Source organism: Polaromonas sp. YR568 (assembly GCF_943371715.1).
Classification (GTDB): Bacteria; Pseudomonadota; Gammaproteobacteria; order Burkholderiales; family Burkholderiaceae_C; genus Polaromonas.
In genome coordinates, this window is record NZ_CALRVW010000009.1 from 17,498 (window position 1) to 36,544 (window position 19,047).

Here is a 19,047-nt window from a genome sequence, read left to right on the forward strand (position 1 = left end):
TTCAAACCACCCCTTTCAGGAGCGTTTCATGACCCAAGCCACCGGCCCCATTTACGACAAGCTCAAAGCCCTGGGCATCACCCTGCCACCGGTCTCCACGCCGGCAGCGGCCTATGTGCCTTTTGTGCAGACCGGGAAACTGGTTTTCCTCTCAGGCCACATTGCCAAACAAGAAGGCAAAGCCTGGGTTGGCCAGCTCGGCAAGACCATGGGCACGGAGGAAGGCAAGGCCGCGGCCCGCGCGATTGCGATCGACCTGATGGGCACGCTGCAGGCGGCCGTCGGTGACCTCGGCAAGATCACACGCATCGTCAAGCTGATGAGCCTGGTCAACTCGACCGGCGACTTCACCGAGCAGCACCTGGTGACCAACGGCGCCAGCGAACTGCTGGGCGAGGTGTTCGGCCCTGTCGGAAGCCATGCCCGCAGCGCTTTTGGTGTCGCGCAAATCCCCATGGGCGCCTGCGTCGAGATCGAGCTGATCGCCGAAGTGGCCTGAGAACCTCGATGCCATGAAAAAAGGACGGCATGGCCGTCCTTTTTTATTGCGCCAAGAGCCGCCCGGCCCGCCGCCTCAGGCGCGCTCGGCCACCCAGCCCTGCACCGAGGCCAGCGCCGCCGGCAGTTTTGACGCATCGGTGCCGCCGGCCATGGCCATGTCGGCCTTGCCACCGCCCTTGCCACCGACCTGCTGGGCCACGAAATTGACGAGTTCGCCAGCCTTGACCTTGCCCACGCTGTCGGCGGTCACACCGGCCGCGATCTGCACCTTGTCGCCATCGACCGCGGCCAGCACGATGACCGCGGTTTTCAGCTTGTCCTTGAGTTTGTCCATGGTGTCGCGCAGGGTTTTGGCGTCGGCGCCTTCGAGCTTCGCGGCCAGCACCTTCAGGCCCTTGACATCGACGGCCTGCGCCATCAGCTCATCGCCTTGCGCCGAAGCCAGCTTGCCCTTGATGGCCGTGATTTCTTTTTCCAGATCGCGCATCTGCTCGAGCAGGCTGCTGACACGCGCCGGCACTTCATGCGGTGTGACCTTGAGCGTTCCCGCCACGCCGCCGAGCGTGGCTTCCATGGCCTGCACATAGTTAAGCGCCGCCAGGCCGGTGACAGCCTCGATGCGCCGAACACCGGCCGCCACGCCGCCCTCGGCGGTGATGGTGAAGAACCCGATGTCGCCGGTGCGCGCCACGTGAGTGCCGCCGCACAGCTCCTTGCTCGAACCAATGCTCAGCACTCGCACCTTGTCGCCGTACTTCTCGCCAAACAGCATCATGGCGCCTGTCTTCTGCGCGGCTTCCATGTCCATCACGCTGGCGTCGGTGGCGACGTTGGCCAGGATCTCGGCGTTGACGCGCGCTTCAATCTCGCGGATCTGTTCGTCGGTCACCGGCGCGTTGTGGGCAAAGTCGAAGCGGGTTTTCTCGGCATCGACCAGCGAGCCTTTCTGCTGCACATGGTCGCCCAGCACTTCGCGCAAGGCCTTGTGCATCAGGTGAGTGGCGCTGTGGTTGCGCACGGTGGCGGCACGCATGGCGAGGTTGACGCGCGCCGACACATGGTCACCCACGTTGAGCGTGCCCTGCGCCACGCTGCCGTGGTGGCCGTACACATCGGCCTTGATCTTCTGGGTGTCACCGACTGCAAAATGCGCCGAGCCGCTGATCAGTTCGCCCTGGTCGCCCACCTGGCCGCCGCTTTCGGCATAAAACGGGGTGTTGTCCAGCACCACCACGCCCTGCTGGCCGGTCTTGAGCGCTGCCACCGGCAGGCCGTCGGCGTACAGGGCCACAATTTTTCCGCTGGCTTCCAGGGCTTCGTAGCCGGTGAACACATTGCCTTCGCCGGTGTAGTCGAGCGCGCGGTCCATCTTGAACTTGCCGGCAGCGCGTGCCTGGTTTTTCTGTTTGTCCATGGCGGCGGTGAAGCCGGCTTCGTCGACCTCGACACCGCGCTCGCGGCAGACATCGGCCGACAGGTCCAGCGGAAAACCGTAGGTGTCGTGCAGCTTGAAGGCCACGTCGCCGGGCAGCACTTTCGCGCCACCGGCCAGGGCAGTGTCCAGAATCGTCATGCCGATTTCCAGCGTTTCAAAGAAACGCTCTTCCTCGGCCTTCAGCACGGCAGTGATGCGCGCCTCGTCGCTCCGGAGCTTGGGATAAGCCTCGCCCATCAGCTTGACCAGGTCGGCCACCAGCTTGTGGAAAAACGGCGTTTTCTTGCCCAGCTTGTAGCCGTGGCGGATCGCGCGGCGGATGATGCGGCGCTGCACATAACCGCGACCTTCGTTGGACGGGTTGACGCCGTCGCTGACCAGGAAGGCGGTGGCGCGGATGTGGTCGGCGATGACAAACAGGGACTTGTTGCCCAGGTCCTTCTCGCCGGTTTCGCGCGAGGCCGCCTTGATCAGCGCGTCAAAGATGTCGATTTCGTAGTTGCTGTGCACATGCTGCAGGATGGCGGCCAGGCGCTCCAGCCCCATGCCGGTGTCCACGCAGGGCGCCGGCAGCGGCTTGACCGACCCGTCGGGCTGCATGTCGAACTGCATGAACACGTTGTTCCAGATCTCGATGTAGCGGTCGCCGTCCTGCTCGGGCGAGCCGGGTGGGCCGCCGGCGATCTCGGGGCCGTGGTCGAAGAAAATTTCGCTGCAGGGACCGCAGGGGCCGGTGTCGGCCATCATCCAGAAGTTGTCGCTGGCGTATTTGGCGCCCTTGTTGTCGCCGATGCGCACCACGCGCTCGGGCGGCAGGCCGATTTCTTTTGTCCAGATGTCGTAGGCCTCGTCGTCGTCGATGTAGACCGTGGCCCAGAGTTTGTCGGCCGGCAGCTTGTAGACCTCGGTCAGCAGTTCCCAGGCCCATTTCAGCGATTCACGCTTGAAGTAGTCGCCAAAGCTCCAGTTGCCCAGCATTTCGAAGAAGGTGTGGTGGCGTGCGGTGTAGCCGACGTTTTCGAGGTCGTTGTGCTTGCCGCCGGCGCGCAGGCAGGCCTGCACCGAGGCCGCACGCACATAGGAGCGTTTGTCGGTGCCGAGGAACACGTCCTTGAACTGCACCATGCCCGAGTTGGTGAACATCAGGGTCGGGTCGTTGCCCGGCACCAGCGAGCTCGACGGCACCACGGTGTGGCCCTTGGACGCGAAAAAGTCCAGAAAGGTCTTGCGGATGTCGGCGACGGTGAATGTGGGTGTGCTCATGTTTTGGTAGTTGCTGGTGACGCCGGCGCCGGCCGGGCGAGGGCCCCGGAGCGGCCGACCGCACCGGGATGCTGGGTTTGCCTGAGCCTTGAATTATAAGTTTCGCGGACCCGGCGCCCGGCCGCCCTGCGTAAAGCCGTCCGAGGCGCTATGCTTGTGGGCTGTTGCCACTGCGCCGCTGCCGGCGGCCGCTTTCGAAAGAGACTTCCATGGACATGAAAACCTCCCCGATTTCGCTGCTCAAAGACCCCAGCCTGCTCAAGACCGACGCCCTGATCAACGGCCAATGGGTCAAGGGCACGGCCCGTTTTGATGTGAACGACCCCGCCACCGGCCTCAAACTCGCCGACGTGGCCAACCTGGGCGCCAAGGAGGCGGAAGCCGCGATTGCCGCCGCCAACGCGGCCTGGCCCGCCTGGCGCAGCAAGACCGGCAAGGAGCGCCACGCGATCCTGCTCAAGTGGTACCAGCTCCTGATGGCCAATGTCGAGGACCTGGGCCGCATCATGACCGCCGAGCAGGGCAAACCTTTTCTAGAGGCCAAGGGTGAAGTGGCCTATGGCGCGAGTTTTGTCGAGTGGTTTGCCGAAGAGGCCAAACGGGTCAACGGCGAAACCCTGCCTCAGTTCGACAACAACCGCCGCCTGATGGTCTTGAAGCAACCCATCGGTGTCTGTGCGGCGATCACGCCGTGGAACTTCCCGCTGGCCATGATCACCCGCAAGGTCGCGCCAGCCCTGGCCGCCGGCTGCCCGGTGGTGATCAAGCCCGCTGAATTGACACCGCTGACGGCCCTGGCCGCGGCCGAGCTGGCGATGCGTGCCGGCGTTCCCGCCGGGGTACTGAACGTGCTGACCGCCGACAGCGACAACTCCATCGCCGCCGGCAAGGTCTTTTGCGCCAGCGACACCGTGCGCCATATCAGCTTCACCGGCTCCACCGAGGTCGGCCGCATCCTGATGGCGCAAAGCGCACCCTCGATCAAGAAGCTGGCGCTGGAGCTGGGCGGTAACGCGCCCTTCATCGTGTTCGACGATGCCGATGTGGACTCGGCCGTGGAAGGCGCCATGGCCAGCAAATACCGCAACGCCGGCCAGACCTGCGTTTGCGCCAACCGCATTTATGTGCAGGACGGCGTGTATGACCAGTTCGTCGAGAAATTCGCCGCCAAGGTCAAGCTGCTCAAGGTCGGTAACGGCTTCGAGGACGGCGTGGTGCAGGGCCCGCTGATCGAGGATTCCGCCGTGGAGAAAGTGCAGCGCCATGTGGACGACGCAATCGCCAAGGGCGGCAAGCTGCTGGCCGGCGGCAACAAACTCACAGGCCAGTTCTTCGAACCTACCGTCATTTCCGAAGCCACCGGCGACATGCTGTGCGCCAAAGAGGAAACCTTCGGCCCGTTTGCGCCGGTGTTCCGCTTCAAGCATGAGCAGGAGGCGATTGACGCGGCCAACAACACCGAGTTCGGCCTGGCCAGCTACTTCTACAGCCGCGACATCGGCCGCATCTACCGCGTGGCCGAAGCGCTCGAATACGGCATGGTCGGCATCAATGCCGGCGTGATTGCCATCGAACACGTGCCTTTCGGCGGCGTCAAGCAGTCGGGCCTGGGCCGCGAAGGCTCCAGCCACGGCATGGAAGAGTACCTGGAAATGAAATATCTTTGCCTGGGAGACATCCTCAAATGAACCGCCGACTTTTTATCCATGCCGGCGTCGCCGTCGCAGGCGCTACATTTTTAGTAGCTGCCGGCGCCCAGGGGACGGGGGCTTCAGGCCAAAAACGTCACAAACTCGTGATCCAGGTCAGTGACAACGATCCGGCCAAATGGAACCTGGCGCTGAACAATGCCAAAAACGTGCAGGACGACGTGGGCGCGGCCAACGTGGACATCACCCTGGTCGCCTACGGTCCGGGCATAGGCATGCTGAAGCTGGAGTCGCCCGTGGGCGCGCGTGTTGCCGAAGCCCTGAAAGCCAATGTGCGCGTGGTGGCCTGTGAAAACACCATGCGCGGCGCAAAACTGGGCAGGGACGACATGCAGTCCGGCATCAGCTACGTGCCAGCCGGCGTGACCGAGATCATGAAGAAGCAGGGTGAAGGCTGGGCTTATTTGCGTCCCTGAGCGTTTTTTGCCGGCAGTTCACTTTTATAATCAGCTGAGCTTTTCAGCCTGAAGGCGGGTGTAGTTCAATGGTAGAACTTTTGCTTCCCAAGCAAATAGCGTGGGTTCGATTCCCATCACCCGCTCCACATCTTCCCGCCCCGGCTTCCGGCCGCGGTACCTCTCACACGGCGACGGCCGGACTGTCCACCACCACCGCGCCCAGGGTGAAATAAAACGTAGCCCCCTGCCCTTCGGAAGCCTCGGCCCAGACGCGGCCGCCATGCCGGTCGATGACGCGCTTGACGGTGGCCAGCCCGATGCCGGTACCGGCGTAGTCCGTGGAGGAATGCAGCCGCTGGAAGGTGCCGAACAACTTGTCGACATAGGCCATGTCGAAGCCGGCGCCGTTGTCCCTGACGAAATAGCGGGCTTCGCCGTCTTCCCCGGTTTCGCAGCCCACATCGATGCGTGCCAACGGCTGCAGGGACGTGAACTTCCACGCGTTGCCCAGCAGGTTCTGGATCACCACCGACAGTAGCAGAGGATCACCGCGCGCCAGCAGCTTCTCCTGGATGTGGATCTCCACCTCGCGTTCCGGCTCCCGCTCGCGACACGACTGAAACACTTGCGTGGCGATCTTTGCCAGATCCACCGTCCCGGCGCGCAGCGGGTCCCGCGACAGCTTGGCGAGCAAAAGCAGTCCTTCGATCAGCTCGCCCATCTGACGGGTGCCGGCACGGATACGGCTAAGGTAGTGTTTGCCCTTTTCGCCCACCTTCTCCGATGCCATGCGCTCCATCAGCTGACTGAAACCATCAATGGTGTTGAGCGGGGAACGCAGGTCGTGTGAGACGGAATAGGAAAACGCTTCGAGCTCGCGGTTCACCGCCTCGAGCTGCGAGGTGCGCTGCCTCACCCGCTCCTCCAGTTCTGCATTGAGGCGCAGGATGCTTTCCTGGGCCTGCTTGCGCTCGGTGATGTCCTGGGTCGAGCCATGGAGCCGGATGACCTTGCCGCTGTCATCACGCACCACTTCGCCAATGACCCTGACCCAGACCCGGCGTCCGCTGCCAACAATGATTTCCATTTCTTCATCAAAGGGCGTTCCGCTGTCGATGCAGGCTTCCATGACTGCTTCTATCTTCGCCCGCCATCCGGGCGACCCGTAAAACTCCAGGGCTTGCTGCAGGGAGGGATGGGTTCCGGGCGGCACCTCGTGGATATTGCAGACCTCGTCGGACCAGACCACATGATCCGCCGGCAAATCCAGCATCCAGCCGCCTATCCGCGCGGTGCGCCCTGCAATCCTGAGCAAGGCTTCGCTCTGGCGCAGCTTGTCCTGGATCGCCCGGCGCTCGGTGATGTCTTCGGTCACCGAGATGATGTGTGTGGCCTCCCCTGACGCGGACCGCACCATGGACACTGTGGAATGAACCCACACGGCGGATCCATTCTTTTTCAGGTAGCGCTTTTCTTCCGAGAAGCTTTCCAGCTCACCAGCCAGCATCCGGTCCCTCTGCGCGGCGTAGCGGGTCCGGTCTTCAGGATGGGTCAACTCCCGCGTGTCCATGGCCTGCAACTCGGCCTCGGTGTAGCCCACGATGGCGTAGTAGGCCGGGTTGGCCATCAGGAAGCGTCCGTCAGGCGTGTTCATCACGATGCCTGTTGCGGCGGTGCCAAACATCAGCTGAACCATGTCCTGGCTGACCTTGAGTTGCTGCTGCGCCTCGGTCCGCCGCAACACCTCGGCCTGCAGCTGCCAGGTGCGCTCGCGCACACTGCGGCGCATCTGCAGATTCCAGAGAAGCACCAGGGCCATCAGCGCGACGACGCCAAAAAGCGCGCCGGCCAGCCACCGCACCAGGGAAGGCGGCAGGCCCGTGCGCGGTTCGAACATCAGCCCCGCCAGGGAGTAGTCCGCCTTGACCATGCCCAGGCTCGCCAGCGTCCGCGCAATCGATTCCAGTCGCCCGGGGTTCAGGTGCCCGATCTCCACCAGATCGGGCAGCACCAGGGGCCGCATCTGCATCGCCTCGCCCAGCAGGGCCTCGCGGGTCAGTCCGCGCTGGCGCACACCCTGCATGCCGACGATCAGGTCGGCGATTTCCTGTTCGTGGGTGAAGGCATATTCCCAGCCCTTGCGGGTGGCGCGCAGAAAGGCGGCGGTGCGCTCCGGCGCACGCTCTGTCTGGGCCTCGGTCGTAAAGAGGATGTCACCATAAAAATCAACGCCATAGTCCAGGCTGCGCATGGTCGCGGGCACCACGCCGCGGGCGCGGAGCATGGCGGGTTCCACCGTCGAATAGGCGGACACAGCATCCACCCGACCCTCGATCAGGTCATCGAGCTTCCAGGACTGAGGAAGAATGTTGACGCGCTGGGGGTCGATGCCCTCGCGCTTGAGCACGGCGCGAAGCTGGATGCTGCCCTGCCCGTCAGAAAGCATGACCTTGGCGCCCACCAGGTCGCTGGGCGCGCGGATCTGGCGGTCGGCCCGGCTCATGAGGATGTAAGGCGAATGCTGGAATATCGCCGCCAGCGCCACCAGCGGCTGCCCGTTGATGCGGTCGATCAGCAGGTCCGAATCCCCGATGCCGTAATGCGCATCCCCCTTGAGAACCGTGGCAATCACCGGCCGGTCTGCACCGCCCTCGCGAATCGTGACGTCCAGACCTTCATCGCGGTAAAAGCCCTTGGCCAGCGCGGCGTAATAACCGGCAAACTGGAACTGGTGCAGCCACTTGAGCTGCAGGGTGACGCGTTCGGGTGGTTGGGTGTCGGGGGCGGCATGCACCGGACTGGTGCAAGCGAGCCAGAGGGCAATCACCGTAAAAAGGGTCAACCCCGCCACCGCCCGACTCACCGGATTCGGCAAAGACTTTGGCGAGCGGCGCGAGCGAAACATTGTGAATTCAGTCTAGCACGCGCTTACCTTGTTCTTGAGGGAAAGTACTACTTTCGATGACCCAGATCAAGCTCCGTTTTTGATAGCGGAAAGCGCACGACTGCCTTCGATTGGCAAGCTGTTTCAACCAAAAAAAACGGGCTCGAGGCCCGTTTTTGTTTTACCAGAAAAGGCGGATTACATCGTCTTGCAGATTGTGTAGATGTTGGTGTCGATGTACCCGTTTGCAGCCAATACCGCTGCGCCCGGCGCGGTATTTGCACCGACCACACCCAAAGTCGCTCGGAACGAACCACCATCCGTAACTCCGTCGTCCAGCATCGTATCCAGCGCGCGGGCTGCTTTCCCGGGAACCTGGGATGCGCACACAGAGCTTCCAGTCATGCCGGTCACGCCGGGACCGACGCTGATCAGGCCGTTGTAGGCGCTACGAGGCAAAGCGGCAATACCAGCGTCAGCAGGATTCCCGGTAATGAAGCCTGCTGCCTTCAAATGCTGGAAGAAAGCCACGCCTTCGCCCACGGCTGTAAACGTATTGGCTTGGAGAATCGTGAGAATGCCGTCGTTGTTGCCAAAGGCCGTGACAGTTGCCCAGTTGCCCCCGCGAGCCGTCAGCGTAGCGAGAGGGCCATCATCACCCGGTATTCTCTTGAACCGGTCGGTGTAGCTGATCATGCCCGCCGCAATGGCGTCCATGTCCTTACCCAGATTCTTCGCCCGGCTGCTCTCAATCAGTTCCTGACCTTTGAGCACGCCTGCCAACAGCAAACCCACAATCACCAGCACGATTGCGATTTCCACCAATGTGAAACCGGCTTGTTTCTTGAATGTTTTCATTCATCAACTCCAAATTAGACGGCGCGAACTGCACCGGTAAGAAAATGTATCTTTTGTTTTAAGAATGTGGGAGTCAGGATTTTTTACAGGGGATAGACAGCACCACCCGGATGCCGTCGCCAAGAGGTTCAGCGAAAAGCTCCCCCCCCGCTGCCTGCGCCTGTTTGCGCGCCTGGTACATGCCCAGACCCTTGTTAACCGTCCCGGACGTCGCCCAGGGCTCAAAAAGTCTGTCCAACGGAATCTCCAGCGGCAGCTGCGGTGTTTCGAAATGAACAACGATGTCCTGTCCTTCTTCCATCACCCGTACCCTGCAGTGTGCCGGCAGAACGCGCTCGCGCGACAAGGTGGACACATTGCCCAGCACATTGTCGAGCACTGTCGCGAGCGCCTGCTCGTCCCACTGCAACCATGCACCGCCTTCGAGCTCGATCTCGACCTGGTGCAATTCTCCGGCCTGGCGGATGTGTTCATCCAGATCCAGCATGGGCGCAGCCTCGGGATGTTCCCGCGAGGTCAGCGGCGCTGAGAGTGATGGCTGCCAGGTGGGATTGAGCAAGGCCTTCGCCATGCGCTCTGCCCGGTTGGCCGCCAAGGCGGCATTGCTGCGCAACCGCCGCGCGCGGACCATCAGCGTCTGGTCGTCCTGTGCCGCCGCAAAGTCTTCTGCCACCAGCTGTACCCATTGCGCCAGGTTGCGCATGTCGTGCTGGAGAAAAACACCGACCCGCGCACGCTGGCTGACCGCTGCCACCAGCGCGAGCTGGCGGGCCGCAAAGGCCCCTTGAAGCATGGCAAACAGCACCTCGGCAGCCTGCACGGCAAACAGGTGGCGCTCACCGCGCAAGCCCTTGAGCCCGATGCGAAAGTCCAGCGAAATATCGTCAAACTGAAAGCTCTGACAAAGCACGCGGTCATCCAACCGCCGCCGGCCCCCCCCATCGGGCGCCGCCCCATGCACGATGGCCGGAATGGGCGGCCCCATGCGGGTGAGCACCGGCGAGCCATACCAGTTCCCCCGCCAGTCCATGCTGACCAAGCCCAGCTGCGCAAGCGTGCGCTGGTGCAGCACCAGCGTGCCCAGCAAGTCATCATGCAAGGCCTCGCGCAAGGCCAGCAGCTGGCCCATGCGCCGACGATGCAGGCGGCTTAGGTGGCGCAGCCACAGCATCGTGAAACCGATGCTCAGCCCGGCCACCACCAGGGCCACCGCGGCATCGTAGAGGTCGATCAAGACGCCACTCTTTCAATGCCGAACTTTTTCATGAAGTAATACAGATGCTCACGGGTCAAGCCCAGCTTGCGGGCGGCCTGCGCCACATTGAACTGGCTTTCGGCCAGCACCGACCGCACCAGTTTTTCCTGCGCCGCCTCGCCGAACTCACGGACGCCTTCGCTGATCGGCGCGGTCAGCGTCATGCGCGCCTGTCCATCGGTGCTGAGCTGCTTTTCTGCCTGCAGAAACAACACCGCGCGCGCCAACGCCTCGCGCACACGCTGGCTGCTCGCGGGTTTGTTCAGAAAGTCAAACGCACCCAGGCCGATGGCGGTGAGTGCCACCGCGGGTTCGTCCTGGCCCGTCAGCACGATCGCCTTGAGCGAAGGCCGCTCCAGCATGAGCAGGCGCAGCAACTCCAGCCCCTCCGTGGGGTCGTTCGGATGCGGTGGAAGGCCCAGGTCGAGCACGGCAAGGTCAAACGGCGCCTGCGCCTGCCGGGCAATCACCAGCGCTTCAGCAGCAGAGCCCGCCGAAAGCACGCTGTAACCCATGTCTTCAAGCGAGCCGCACCACCAGTCGCGCAGAGAGGGGTCATCTTCCACAACAAGGACAGTGCGCCGATCTGTCATGGTTTAAGTACTATTTTTTAAAACAGTTGAAGCCAGAGTGCCGCATCGAATCAGAAACCCCGTCCCTTAGGGCAATACGCCGTTCGCCTGCATACGTTGCGTCAATTGGGCGCCAGTGACCCATGCGATCAAGTCGTCGAAGTACAGATTAACCGGTGTAGTTGCTTCGATACGTTCATGCAAAACAAAAATCCGGTTGTTATCTGTGTTAGCCGCTTCGTCCACGCTTAGAGCTGGCGGAGCGGCATTGAGATTCGCGCCAGTGGAAAACACCAGAAAGGCAGGATTCGCGAGTTGTCGAGCTCCGGCTCCGGCGCAATTGGGGTTGCCCAAGGCGTTGCAGATAAATATGTCGCTGACGGTGTCGATGGTCGGGTTGTAGTAGGCATTCCGAATTCCGTCACTGTGCGTGAATGGATAACAGGTAGAAGCACCTCCGGCGCACTGAGTTGAACCCACGGGGACAGAAAAGGACAACGTGACACTGCCGTTGTTAACCGTCGTGTTCGTTGTAGTGGGCACCACATAGCGCAAGGGTCTCGCCCAAGAATCCACAACAAGGCCATCCACTGCGCGTTGGCCTGGTAAGCCCAACGTCGCTGCCGGCAAGAACCCCCCATTCGCCGTATTCGGGTTGGCTGTTGTGAAGCATCGACCACGCTCCTGACCCGCAGACGTCGCGGGCGGGACGACTTCAGCGCCACCACACCCCCCCGCCGCATTGGTGCAAAAGCTTTCCAAGCCATTACTTGTCAAGGTGGCAGGACAGGGAAGGCGGCGGTTGACCATTGCAAAAGCGACAATGGCTTCGCTCGCATCCTGCAACTGGCGTTGCGTGTCGGAAAACCTTTTGTTTATCAATTGCGGGCCCAAGGCAGCGAGTCCCGCCCCGAGGGCAAGACCTGCAATGACCAGCACCAACGCAATCTCTATCAAACTGAATCCGCGCTGGCGGATTTTTGGCGAGGGGCTCAGGCCCTCAGCTTTCAGGGGGATACGAGACTCGAGTAAACGCAGGATCATTTTCTTGGCTTCATTGGTCATATCGTTCCTCAGGTTTTGGCATCACCGCGCTATCACTTTCGGCGGAATAATCCGGATTGACCCCGGCGGCAACAAATCCACCGACTGCCCGGAAGGCACATCAATCACCTGCCCCGGTCTGGCTTTGAGTTGCATGTCCTGGCCCCCAGGCTGCAGCACCCCCGCCTGCCCCGCCAAAGAGCGCAAAGGATTGGCTGCGGCACGGCCATACAGCGGCTGGTCATTGACCCACACCGTGCTGCGGTTGCCCGAACGGACCACCACGCCACTGACGACCAGGGTATCCGGCAAGCCCGTGGCGGCTTCACCTGATGCATCCTTTGGGAGTACCTGCACGCCGCCGTCTGCATTGCCGACGGCATTGCGTGCCGATTCAAGATTTCGGCGCTGAGCAGGCGAAAGGATCAGCGTCCCAAGTTCGCGGGACATAGGGCTTAGGCCAGGCACGGTCAGCGCCGGCCCTGCTGTCTGCGCCATGGCTGCACAGGCCGTGAACGCTGTCATGCCAACCGCGACCACCCGGGCCCCGAACCCTGGCGTCTTGACAGACATCAAGAAGAGTTTCATCACGGGCTCCGCCTTCATGGCGCCTTGGGCGCCGCGCCTTCGGCCACCACGTACAACCACGACAACTCACAACGCACATCGACCGCTGGAACCGAGCGGCCCGCATTGGTGAATATTTTCTGGTCGTAACCGCAGTTGTCGGTCGTGTAATAACCAGCTTTGCCGCCTTGCAGGCGCGCCAGCAGGCTCATCCACTCTTCCTCATGGACACCGCTGACACCGAGCTTCATGGGTACCCGTACCAGGTGGGCGACCGTTTCCCCGGTCTTGTCGTCGTTCAGGGGTTTGATTTTTTCCTGCGCGCCCAGTTCCCACACCAAGGTACTTTTGCGCAGGTCGCGGGCAGCGGCCTCCAGCACTTCGAGCAGGGTGAGCCGGTCGGGCGTATGGGCAAAGCGCGACTGCTGGAGCTTGCCAAACATCTGCAGGTTCTCCTCCAGCCTGACCCGGTCCGACTGGGTGTTCGCTAGCGACTGGTTGGCGGCGGCCAGCACAGCTTGGGCCTTGCTTTGCTCCTGTGCAATGCTGCCAGCCAGCCAGCTTGCGCCGCCGGCCAGCGCCGCAGCGATGACGCACATGACCGCACCCAGCACCAGCGGCCGGGCCGCCATACGCCAGACGCTGCGCGGGGTTTGCAGGTCCGTCATGGCGCCACCTTTTCCAGACACAGGTCCAGCGTCCGTGCGCCCACCTCGCCGAGCGTGCCAGTCTGGACCTGCACAGGGTCCAGCGTCACTGTGGACTTGAGCAGAAAGGCAGACCAGCCCCCGGTATTCAAACCGGCCAGCAAGCCATCCTGCAGTTGCAGCGCCTGCCGCTGCGTCAATGCCAGAGGAAGCGTCGCCGTAAAGCTCAGCAAGGCCAAGGCTGGCTTGGCAGGTTCCGCAGCAGGCGCCGCCGCTGCTGCAGCGACATCGACCACCTTGGGGCAGCCAAAAGGTTGAACCGCCGCGGGAGGCGCGCCGGCGGCCTGCACCTGCAGACGTGGCAATGCCCAGCTGATCTTCTGCACCTCCACCCCGGGCGCAACTTTCAATGCGCCGGCCAGATGTTGAAGACCGGCAATCTGGTCGGGCTGCGACGCGAGGGTTTGCTGCCAGGCCTGGACCGACGCCACCGCGAGGCCGGCCTGGCTCAGGTCCCCCTTGGCGCGAAGGACTTCCTGGCTGGCCTGCTGATTGATGACTGCCGCGCGCGCCAGTTGCTCCTGGGCCAGGTTGCGCTTGCCCCATGACAGCCACAACAAGTCGGCCGACCACAACACGGCCAGGGCCAAAGCCGCGATGCCGCCGTACTTCGCACCGGCGGAGATCTGCGCGGCGCGCCATTGCGTGCGTGACTCGTCCGGCAAAAATTGCAGTTGTGCAGAGGCCGACTTGAGGCGCGGCAGCAGCCGGGCATAAGCGTCGGTCACGCCTTCAATGAATTGCACGTCCAGTGCAGGGTCAGCACCAACTTCGGCAAGTGCCTGCTGGTCGTCAAACGGCAACCACATCTGCGTGGCGACCGGCTGGTCGGCACTGCCCAGCCACTCCTGCGAAATCAGGTACTGGACGGTTCTGCGCGCCTCGGCCAGCACAAAGGCCGCTGACAGGCTGCCTTCGCCCACACTCAGCGCCAGCCGCGAAAACAAGGGGGTCTTGCCGCGAACCAGCACCTGCCGCAACCCGGCAGGAGTGGCCACCAGGGCCAGCGTGGGCCGCAGGCTGGCTGGCTCCGGCGGCACTGGTGGGCCTTGCACCAGCGGATCGGTGCGCGGCCGCCGTGGCAACTTCTGCTTGACCTCCAGCGCGATCAGGGCCGCCAGCGGCCACAAGCCCTTGACGCGAATATGGTGCGCTGTGAGGGCAGCCAGCCACTGCGCGATGCGCTCGCCTTGCCCCATACCGATCAGGCTGACGCGGGTCGGCGGCCGCCATGAGCCGGAGGGCACCAGCACGGCAGCGCGGTACGGGTTGTCACGCATCTGCTGCAACAGCCGGCGCTGCAGCAGCTGCTGCCGGGTGCCGGCCAGCCAGATCGGCGGCAAGACGTTGCGGATGTAGGCCTCGTCCATGATGTCGCTAACCAGCGAGCAGTTGCCGCGCGGCGGCATGTGGGCGGCGATCCAGGCGAGCGGGTCGTCCCCGGCGCCCGCCGTTGCGACAGGTTCGGCGCTGGCCCCGCTCAACCGGTACAGGTGGACCGACTGCTGCGCGATGACAAGGGCAAATTCAGACATACCTAAAACTTGACCTTGGAAATCAGATCGTAAATCGGCAACATCACGGACGACATGATCCAGGCAATCATGCCGCCCAGCACCAGCGTAAGCACCGGCTGTATCAGCCCCTGCAGCTTTTCAATGGCATCGTTGACTTCCCGGGTGTAGAAATAGCTGACGTTTTCCAGCGCCTTGTCCAGGCCGCCGGTGCTTTCGCCGACCCGGATCATGCGCACGACCAGCGCGGGGAACAAGGTGGTTGCAGCGAAGGAATCCGACACCTTCTGTCCCTGGGAAATGCTCAGCGCTGCACCGCTGATGGCCTTTCGATAGGCGGCGTTGTCCGAAAGGCTCAGGCAGAACCCGAGCGCGTCGAGGACCGAAACGCCGCTTTTGTACATCAGCCCAAAGGACTTGGCAAAACGCGCCATGATGATTTTCTTGAGGATGGGGCCAAAGATGGGGGCCCGCAATTTGGCGCTGTCTATCCAGAGCCGGGCCGCCGGCGACAGGCGCACGGCCGTGATCCACGTGACCGCCACCAGAACAACCACCAGGGGAATGGTGTACCAGTAATTCACCAGAAAGCCGGAAAATGCCACGAGCGCGCGCGTCTGGATGGGCACCGTGCCGCCCAGATTCTTGATGAAGCCAAGCAACTGTGGAACGAGGTAGATCATCAGAAAACCAACGGCACCCAGCACCACGGTACCGGCAAACACCGGGTACATCAGCAGTTTTTTGGTCTGCGCGGAAATCTCGTCCGACCACTTCAGGCTTTCCACAAGCTCGGCCAGCACTTCCGGCAACTTGCCCGTGGCCTCGCCGGTACGGATCAGGTTGACGTTGACCTTGTCGATGCCGGCAGGCGATTGCTCGAGCGCCTCCGACAGGCTGGCACCGCCCTCGATGCGGTCCACCAGGTCCGAGATAAACCGCCGCACGGTAGGTGTGTCGGCAGAGTCGCGCAAATCGATCAGCGATTCAAACAGGGGCACACCCGCATGGCTCATCGTCTGCATGTGGATGAAGATGTTGATGAGTTCCTTGCTCTCCAGCTTCTTGCGCGCAAACAACGTGGCGGCCCGCACAGGCGTGGCCTTCAGAAGCTCCAGCTGCATGCGGCCCAGACGCGCTTCCAGGTCCGACTCGCTGGTGGCGGACTGGCGCCCCGAGATGGTCCGGCCCTCGGCCGTGATCGCGCGGTAGTTGAACTCCAGCATCAGTTGGCCAGCCGGGTCAGGTCCACCACGCGGGCCACTTCTTCGAGCGAGGTCGTGCCTGCCAGCACGCGGCCCAGCCCGTCTTCGGCCATGGTGGTGAAACCGTTGCTGCGCGCGTGGGCCAGCAGCTCGGGTGTGCGGGCGTTGCGCGACAGCAGGTCGTCCAGTCCCATGTCGAAACGCAGCAACTCCATGATGCTGGTTCGACCCTTGTAGCCCTGGTTTTTGCAATGGGTGCAGCCCACGGCGCGGTACAGGCTGAGCGGTAGATGGTGTGCAACGCCCAGCAGCGACTTTTCCACATCGCCGGCGTCGTAGGCCACCTTGCACTTGGGGCACAGCAGGCGCACCAGCCGCTGCGCGACGATGCCGATCAGGTTGCCGGTCATCACGCTCACGGGAATGCCCAGGTCCAGCAGCCGCGCAATGGCCAGCACCGCCGAATTGGCGTGCAGGGTGGAAAACACCTGGTGGCCCGTCATGGCGGCACGAAAAGCCATTTCTGCCGTCTCATGGTCGCGGATCTCGCCCACCAGGATGATGTCCGGATCCTGCCGCATCATGGAGCGGATGCCATTGGCAAAGTCCATCTTGGGGTTGTCGGCGGCCGACGCCTGGCGGATGCGCGCCATCGGGTATTCGACCGGGTCCTCCAGCGTCATGATGTTGACACTCTCGGTGTTCATCTCGTTGAGGATGGAGTACAGCGTGGTGGTCTTGCCGCTGCCGGTCGGCCCGGTCACAAGGATGATGCCGTAGGGCCGCGCCAGCATCAGCCGCAAGGTGTTCATGCGGTCGGCAGGCAGCCCCATCTTGTCCATCGGCACGATGGACTTGCGCCGGTCCAGCACACGCAGCACGAAGTTCTCGCCGTGGATGGTCGGCTGTGCGGCCGCACGAAAGTCGACGTCGTGCCCGCGGATGACCATGGAAATACGTCCGTCCTGCGGCGCCCGTGTCTCGGCAATGTCCATGCCCGACAGGACCTTGAGCCTGACCAACAGCGCCGCCCAGTACTGCCTGTGCAGCACGCGCACCTGGCGCATGACGCCGTCGATGCGGTAGCGAATGCGCAGAAAACCCTCTTCAGGTTCGAAGTGGATGTCGGAAGCACCTTCGAGTACAGCATCGGCCAGCAGTGCATCGATGAGCCGGACAATGGGATGCGCAAACGCCTCCGCGCCGCGCATGGACAGCGCGCTGTCGTCCATCTTGCCGGTGCGCAGTCCCTTGAGGATGTCGTCAATGGAGAGCACGTAACCGTAGAAACGGTCGATCGCGGCCTTGATGTCCGCCTTGGACGCCAGCCGCCAGCGCAGTGAAATGTCCGCAGGCACCGCAGAGCGGCACTGATCCATGGCCACCACGTCATTGGTGTCGCTGATGGCCACCGTCAACTGCCGGCTCTCGTCGTCAAAACCAACCGGGAAAACATCGTAGTTCTGTGCCAGCGTTTTCGGGATGAGCTTGATCGCCCCGTCGTCGGGGACCATGTCGTCGAGGCGGATGGCTTCCGTCGCGCTGGCTGCCGCCATGATGGCCGTGAGGTCGTCGAGAGACAACATGCCCAGGCTGACCAGGATGTCACCGAAAGAGCCGCCGCGCTTTTCACGCTCGGTCCAGGCGATCTCGGCTTGGTCGTGGGTGATCAGGCCGCTGCGCTCAAGCTCAAGGTAGAACGACGTCGGGTTGTAGACGTCGAGTTTGGCGTTCATCGGGAAGCCCCCGCAGCTGCGCTAGCCCTCAGTGCGGCCAGCCGGCTGCGCGCGCTGTTTTCGTCAAACCCCGAAGCACGGCCCTGGGCCAGCCCGATCGCAGTTTCGTAGTACTGCGCCGCGAGGCCGGACTTGCGCAGGTGATCCAGCGTGACCGCCAGGTTGTAGGCAAATTGCGGCTCCTGGGGCGCAGCGGAATGGGCCTTGAAAAACAGGGGTTGCGCCTCGGACCAGCGCTTTTCGCCGGACAGGACCAGGCCCAGGGCGTTGTTCAGGTCGGCCTCCTGCGGGGAACGGGCCAACATTTCCCGCAGCCTGGACTCCTGCTGGGGTTCGCCCGCGTTGGTGACCAGGCTGCTCAGGCCGGCCAGCGCGGTGGCGTTTTGCGGCTCCAGGCGCAAGACGCGCTTGTAGGCGTCCATGGCCGGTTCGCGCTGGTTGCTGGCATGAGCAATGACGGCCAGGCCGAGCCAGGCATCACGCTGGGCCGGATCGGCCCGGAGAACCTCCTGATAAAGCCGGGTGGCCTCGGCGGTCTTGCCCGCCTGGTAAGCCGCATAGGCAGCGTCCATGAGCGAGGCAGGTCTGGCAACGTTGGGACGCAACGCCACGCCCGGCTCGCCAGCGGCGACACCCGCCCCTTGGCGGCTGTCGCCGCTGGCTGGCGCCTGCCTGGCGACGGTGTTGCGCGCAGGGCTTTGCGCAACCACGCGGGGCCGAGACACCACCGCCACTGGTCGCGAGGATGGGGGGCTCTGGCCGCGAGCCGCGCCTGACGCGGGCGGCGGGACCATGCCGGCAACCGGCTGTGCAGCGGCGGGGGCGCTCCTGTCTGCGCTGGGCGCACCCCTCGTTTCAGCGGTCGCCACCGGCACGTTGCCGGTTGCAGCAAGCTCGCCAGGGGGCGCCGGGGATGCTTCGGGCGCCGGGACCTGCGGGGCGACGACTGGCACGATGGGTTTGCCCGCAGCCAGTGTGCTGGACGACCCGAAAAGTGCATCCCCGAACAGCAGAAAAGCGGCCACGGGCAGTGCCACCACCAGCGCCACGGCGGCCAGCAGCCATTGCCGCCGCTGCGGCTTGTTCGGCGCCTTCCGGGTGCTGGCACCCGCCATCGCGCTCGCTGCCGAGATCGCCTGGCGTTGGGTGGTTCCCGAAACCGGAGCGACCCTGTCCAGGGGCCCCGCAGCAATCGGCGCTGCGTCGGGGGCTGGGGACACGGTAGCTCGCCCGGCGAAAGGCCCCGTTGAGGGGCGAACCGGTTCGCGAGCCACTTGGGCGGCGGCCCAGCCCCCCGCGCCAGGACCCGCAGACTGGCCAGCTTCTGCGCCAGTTGGCCGGGCATAACGTCCGTAGGGCTGGATCGGAGTCCGGGGATCGGGAGCCACGGTCACGGTTG

15 protein-coding genes and 1 tRNA gene are annotated in these 19,047 nt (G+C 63.4%); 4 read left to right on the forward strand and 12 right to left on the reverse strand.

The window, feature by feature from the left end; genetic code table 11:
• Positions 1–28 precede the first annotated feature (28 nt).
• Entirely contained in the window at positions 29–499 is a 471-nt protein-coding gene (locus AAG813_RS08625) for a RidA family protein (protein WP_341913914.1), read from the forward strand.
• A 75-nt stretch (positions 500–574) separates the two neighbouring features.
• Here AAG813_RS08625 and alaS read toward each other — a convergent pair whose 3' ends face one another.
• Positions 575–3,199: an alanine--tRNA ligase gene (alaS, locus tag AAG813_RS08630; RefSeq protein WP_341913916.1), complete on the reverse strand. Its 2,625-nt coding sequence runs from the start codon at positions 3,197–3,199 to the stop codon at positions 575–577.
• Positions 3,200–3,408: 209 nt separating this feature from the next.
• On the opposite strand from alaS, the gene AAG813_RS08635 reads away from it, so the two are divergent.
• The 3 genes from AAG813_RS08635 to AAG813_RS08645 all read left to right on the forward strand — a co-directional run bounded on the left by AAG813_RS08635 (position 3,409) and on the right by AAG813_RS08645 (position 5,452).
• Positions 3,409–4,887: an NAD-dependent succinate-semialdehyde dehydrogenase gene (locus AAG813_RS08635; RefSeq protein WP_341913917.1), complete on the forward strand. Its 1,479-nt coding sequence runs from the start codon at positions 3,409–3,411 to the stop codon at positions 4,885–4,887.
• Positions 4,884–5,324: a DsrE family protein gene (locus tag AAG813_RS08640; RefSeq protein WP_341913919.1), complete on the forward strand. Its 441-nt coding sequence runs from the start codon at positions 4,884–4,886 to the stop codon at positions 5,322–5,324. Before AAG813_RS08635 ends, AAG813_RS08640 begins: the two co-directional genes overlap by 4 nt.
• Before the next feature lie 54 nt (positions 5,325–5,378).
• Positions 5,379–5,452 (forward strand) — tRNA-Gly (locus AAG813_RS08645).
• Positions 5,453–5,487: 35 nt separating this feature from the next.
• On the opposite strand, the gene AAG813_RS08650 is transcribed toward AAG813_RS08645, so the two are convergent.
• From AAG813_RS08650 to AAG813_RS08700, 11 genes are all read right to left on the reverse strand, one after another.
• Entirely contained in the window at positions 5,488–8,148 is a 2,661-nt protein-coding gene (locus AAG813_RS08650; protein ID WP_341913921.1) for an ABC transporter substrate-binding protein, read from the reverse strand.
• 240 nt (positions 8,149–8,388) lie between these two features.
• The gene (locus AAG813_RS08655) at positions 8,389–9,048 is read right to left on the reverse strand and encodes a prepilin-type N-terminal cleavage/methylation domain-containing protein (RefSeq protein ID WP_341913923.1); all 660 of its coding nucleotides are present in this window, start codon (positions 9,046–9,048) and stop codon (positions 8,389–8,391) included.
• Positions 9,049–9,121: 73 nt separating this feature from the next.
• A complete protein-coding gene (locus AAG813_RS08660; protein WP_341913926.1) occupies positions 9,122–10,282 on the reverse strand; it encodes a hypothetical protein in 1,161 nt (386 codons plus the stop codon).
• Complete coding sequence (locus AAG813_RS08665) at positions 10,279–10,896, reverse strand: response regulator (RefSeq protein WP_341913928.1); 618 nt, start codon at positions 10,894–10,896, stop codon at positions 10,279–10,281. The genes AAG813_RS08660 and AAG813_RS08665 overlap by 4 nt, the downstream gene beginning before the upstream one ends.
• A gap of 66 nt (positions 10,897–10,962) precedes the next feature.
• Positions 10,963–11,940 (reverse strand): prepilin-type N-terminal cleavage/methylation domain-containing protein, encoded by a 978-nt coding sequence (locus AAG813_RS08670; RefSeq protein WP_341913930.1) that lies wholly within the window; start codon positions 11,938–11,940, stop codon positions 10,963–10,965.
• A 21-nt stretch (positions 11,941–11,961) separates the two neighbouring features.
• The gene (locus AAG813_RS08675; protein ID WP_341913932.1) at positions 11,962–12,507 is read right to left on the reverse strand and encodes a hypothetical protein; all 546 of its coding nucleotides are present in this window, start codon (positions 12,505–12,507) and stop codon (positions 11,962–11,964) included.
• A gap of 14 nt (positions 12,508–12,521) precedes the next feature.
• Positions 12,522–13,154: a hypothetical protein gene (locus AAG813_RS08680; RefSeq protein ID WP_341913934.1), complete on the reverse strand. Its 633-nt coding sequence runs from the start codon at positions 13,152–13,154 to the stop codon at positions 12,522–12,524.
• Positions 13,151–14,728, reverse strand: a complete 1,578-nt coding sequence (locus AAG813_RS08685; RefSeq protein WP_341913936.1) for a hypothetical protein — start codon at positions 14,726–14,728, stop codon at positions 13,151–13,153. Before AAG813_RS08685 ends, AAG813_RS08680 begins: the two co-directional genes overlap by 4 nt.
• Before the next feature lie 2 nt (positions 14,729–14,730).
• The gene (locus AAG813_RS08690) at positions 14,731–15,933 is read right to left on the reverse strand and encodes a type II secretion system F family protein (RefSeq protein WP_341913938.1); all 1,203 of its coding nucleotides are present in this window, start codon (positions 15,931–15,933) and stop codon (positions 14,731–14,733) included.
• The gene (locus tag AAG813_RS08695) at positions 15,933–17,648 is read right to left on the reverse strand and encodes a GspE/PulE family protein (RefSeq protein WP_341913940.1); all 1,716 of its coding nucleotides are present in this window, start codon (positions 17,646–17,648) and stop codon (positions 15,933–15,935) included. Before AAG813_RS08695 ends, AAG813_RS08690 begins: the two co-directional genes overlap by 1 nt.
• Positions 17,645–18,868: a tetratricopeptide repeat protein gene (locus AAG813_RS08700; RefSeq protein WP_341913942.1), complete on the reverse strand. Its 1,224-nt coding sequence runs from the start codon at positions 18,866–18,868 to the stop codon at positions 17,645–17,647. The genes AAG813_RS08695 and AAG813_RS08700 overlap by 4 nt, the downstream gene beginning before the upstream one ends.
• Positions 18,869–19,047 lie beyond the last annotated feature (179 nt).